The organism is Streptomyces capoamus, assembly GCF_014654935.1.
GTDB classification, from domain to species: Bacteria; Actinomycetota; Actinomycetes; order Streptomycetales; family Streptomycetaceae; genus Streptomyces; species Streptomyces capoamus.
The window spans coordinates 1,543-5,474 of the sequence record NZ_BNBF01000055.1; the positions used below are offsets into that span (position 1 = coordinate 1,543).

Annotated in this window: 3 protein-coding genes; 2 read left to right on the forward strand and 1 reads right to left on the reverse strand. The window is 69.6% G+C overall.

The window, feature by feature from the left end; all coding sequences use genetic code 11:
- A partial coding sequence (locus IE312_RS43645; protein ID WP_368860044.1) for an MFS transporter occupies positions 1–331 on the reverse strand: 331 nt, incomplete at its 3' end.
- Between the two features lie 87 nt (positions 332–418).
- Between IE312_RS43645 and IE312_RS37550 the strand changes: the two genes are divergently transcribed.
- Both IE312_RS37550 and IE312_RS37555 read left to right on the forward strand, forming a co-directional pair.
- Positions 419–892, forward strand: coding sequence for a winged helix-turn-helix transcriptional regulator (locus IE312_RS37550; RefSeq protein ID WP_189986791.1), 474 nt, complete (start codon positions 419–421; stop codon positions 890–892).
- 308 nt (positions 893–1,200) lie between these two features.
- On the forward strand, positions 1,201–3,932 hold a 2,732-nt coding region (locus tag IE312_RS37555), incomplete at its 3' end, for an ATP-binding protein (protein ID WP_189986792.1).

Below are 3,932 nucleotides of genomic sequence, written 5' to 3' on the forward strand. Positions count from 1 at the left end.
GCACCACGACCGCGAACATGCCGGCCAGGGCGAGCCCGGCGAAGGCCGTCCACGCGGCCGGGGCCGCGGCCGTCACGAACAGGCCCGTCGCGGTGACGGTCAGGTGCACCGCGATCAGCCGGCGCCTGCCGGCGACCACGTCGCCGAGCGGCACGAGCAGCACCAGACCGATCAGGTAGCCGAACTGGCCCGCGGAGACGATCCACCCGGCGTGCCGTGCGGACACCCCGAGGCTGTCCGCCATCGGCGGAAGCACCGTTTGCGCAGCGTAGACGCTCGCCACCGCGACCCCGCACACGGTCGCGAGGAGTAACCGTCGCCAGACGTCCATCGCACTCCCCGAAGAATAAGTAGCAAAATGAAACCGATGCGACCGTAGGGCAGGATGGTCTCGATCCGCAACTCATCGGGAGGTGTCATGCCGCGCCCTTCTCCGGGCACTCCGAGCCCCGCCTGGACCGATCCCGACTGCCCGGTGGCCCGCACGCTCGACCTCGTCGGTGACCGGTGGAGCCTCCTGGTCGTGCGGGACGCGATGGACGGCGCACGGTCCTTCACCGAGTTCCAGCGACGGACCGGAATCGCTCGCAACATCCTCACCGACCGCCTGCGCAAGCTCACCGCCCACGGAGTCCTGGCCCAGCAGGCCGCGTCCTCGGGCCGCCGCCTGCAGTACGTCCTCACCGACGCCGGCCGCGATCTCTTCCCCGTCCTGCTCACCCTCCGCCAGTGGGGCGAGCGCCACGCTTTCGAGCCCGGCGAGCCGCACTCCACCCTCGTCGACCGGCACGGCACCCGGGTGCCGGACCTCAGGCCGACCGGTGCCGACGGTGCCGTCCTGGACGCCGACACCACGCACGTGCGGAAGACCGGTGGCGAAGGGCAGCGGTGAGGTGACGGCCGGTCCGGCGGGAGAGGGGTGGGTGGACGGGTGGTCGACGTGCTGGATTCTCTTGCCGGCCAGATGAAGACGGCGATCAGATGATCTGAAGGAAGCGGCCTACGCGTAGTTTTTGTCCGACGGCTGCATAACGTTTCCCTCCCCGCTCGAGCGGAGGAAAACCGCCCCCTCGGTCGACGTAGAGAAAAGGCCCATTTCGCTCACTCCGGGCGTGAGGGTGCGCAAGACTTCATGGCGACGGAACGCACGCTCGCGGGGTGGGGAGAGTGACAGTGGCGAGCTCCGGCCGGGACTTGACCGTGAAGGGCGATGCGATCGGTCAATTCATCACGGGAGACAACAACGACGTCTACAGCGTCGTGGTGAACGCGACCCATTCGACGGTGACCTTACTCGCTCCGGATAAACGTCCGAAGCCTGTGCGGAAAGAGCGAATCGAGCGTCTGCCCAGCCGTGGCGTTCTGCCGCTGGGCCGGGAAAGCGAACTCGCCTCCGTCCTGCGCAGCGTGGCCGCCGACGAACCGGCCGAGGTGCATGGTGGCGAAGGTGTCGGGAAGAGCGCCTTGGTGCGACAGGCATGCCTGGAGCTCGGCGGGCGCGATGGCGTCATCTTCCTCAACGGGCACGGTCGAGAAGTCGACGACCTGATCCAAAGCATCTTCGAAGCGTGTTACAGCAGCCCCGGCTACCGGCCCACCGAGGGCGAACTCCACACCCTGCTCGGCGAGCTGCGCGTGTGCGTCGTCATCGACGACCTGGAGGTGTCCGCCCGGAACCTGACCCGGCTCCAGGACGCGATACCTGCCGGGACTGTCGTCTTCAGCGGGCGTGAACGCCTTCTGTGGGGGCACGGCACCTCCCTCGCCTTGGGCGGCCTGCCCCGCGAAGCCGCCCTGCAGCTCCTCGCCCGGGAGCTGCGACGCCCACTGCGTCCTGCGGAGACAGCCGCGGCGAACGCCCTCTGGAAGGCCAGTCAAGGCCATCCGTTCACCTTGTTGCGCGCCGCGGCGCTCGCCAGACCCGACAAAGACACAGGACTCCTCGGTCTGCCCGCCGTGAGCGAGATGCCCATCCTGCTCCGTCAGGCCATCGAGCGCGGCAGCGACGACGTCAGGCAGGTCCTGGCGCTGCTCGCGACGGTGCCTGATGTGGACGTGACGCTCGAGGTCCTCGCCTCCCTGACGGCCGGCAGCGGCGCCATCGACGCGGCGCGGACGGCGGTCGACACCCTGGCCGAACTCGGCCTGGTCACCGTTACGGACGAATGCGTCCGCCTGGGTGACGGCGTCGCCCGGGATCTGCCTGCCGATCTGGCACTCGACGGCGACCGGCTCGCCGAGACGGTCCGACGGCTCACCGCATGGGCCTCCACGCAACGCACCCGGCCGGTCCCGGTCGCCGATCACAGTCCGCTGATCGCGGCACTCATCGAAGCCGCAAGCCGGATGGGACGCCCCGACCTGGGCGTTGCGCTGGCCAAGGCCGCCGCGCCCGCCGCCGCCTGCTCCCTGCGCTGGAGCGCCTGGGACCGGATCCTCACGCGCGGCCTCGCCGCCGCGAAACGGGCTGAAGACGCGCCCGCACACGCGTACTTCACCCACGAGACCGGCATCCGCCTCCGGCTGACCGGTCACCACGCCGCCGCTGCCGCCGCATTGGTCGCGGCGGCAACTGCCTGGCATGCTCTGGGAGATCATGCGAGCGCCGCGATCGCGGAGCACGCCCACGCCCTCCTCGGCTCCGGCCCGACACCAGCCGCTCCCCCCACTGCGGGTACTCACGGCAGCCCTCATGCGAGCACCGGGGGCGGCAACGACCCGACGGGCGGACAAGCGAGCTCCCCCGGGCAGGGGGCACAACACGCCTCCCAGGGACCGGGCAACTCCTCGGCCACCCATGGGTCAACCCAGGGCAGTGGCTGTGGCAGTGGCAGCGGTAGTGGCGGTGGCAGTGGCGGCGGTCATGCCACACCGGGCCACCGTCCTCCGGCAAGGGGTCGCGGCTCGAACGGTGGGCACGCCGGCGGCCACAACCCCCCCGTCAGCCTTCCGCTCGTGGCCAAGGTCGTGATCGGCGCGGCTTTGCTGGGTGCCGTAGGAGGCGCGGGTGTGTACGTGTGGGACCAGGGCAACGGGCCCCAGGCAACGCCTACCGTGCCCCTGCACGTGAGGGTCGCCACGCACCTCTTCGAGGTGAAGGACATGCCCGGCACGCCTGAAGGACCATGCCCGAGCGGCGCGGGCACGACGGACTGCACCAAGGTCACCCAGGTCGCCAGGGGCAAACAGGGACCCGTCGACGTGGTCCCCGCCGCTCCTCTCCCACGCGGCGTGTCCATCGTCTACTGGGGGTGCGACGAAGGCGCCGCCTCGGCCACCTGCACCGTCACCGCGGACCGTGAACGCACCGTCTGCGCCACGACCACCAGCTCCCGCGACAAAAGCGCCAGGCAGCAGTGCCAGCAGACGACCAGCAAGCGAACCTCCCCACAGCAGATCGCACTGGTCCACGTCCAACTCGCGTCGGACAGTTTTCAGGTCACCGTCACCCCCGACACTCCGGGCGTGGATCCGTGTGTTCAGCCTCCGTTGAACTTCCGCCTCAAGGGAGAGGAGGCCGAAAAGGCAGCCGAGAAGCGGTCACGCTGTGAATTCGTCGTCCCCCTCGGCACAAAGGTGACCCTCACGGCGAAATTCGAAGGGAAAAATGCTTTCGGGCGGCCGTTCGACGGCGAACCCGCCTGGTTCGGTTGCGACGAAGGTCCCACCGAAACCCTCGCCCCCTCCGCAGGAACCGCTGTCGGAGAAATCGACGAAGGAACGAACAGGGCCACCTACCCGAACGACACCACCACCTGCACGCTCGACCTCACCACCGGGCGCTATGTCGGTCTGGGCAGCACTGACATCAGCGACGGCGGAGCGGGCGCCCTGGCCAGCGCATTCGCCACCCTCCCCAGGGTCCACATCGCACCGGGAGTGCGCGCGATGCCCGCCAACAGCGCTCCACCCCTGCAACGCGTCCCCTGTTC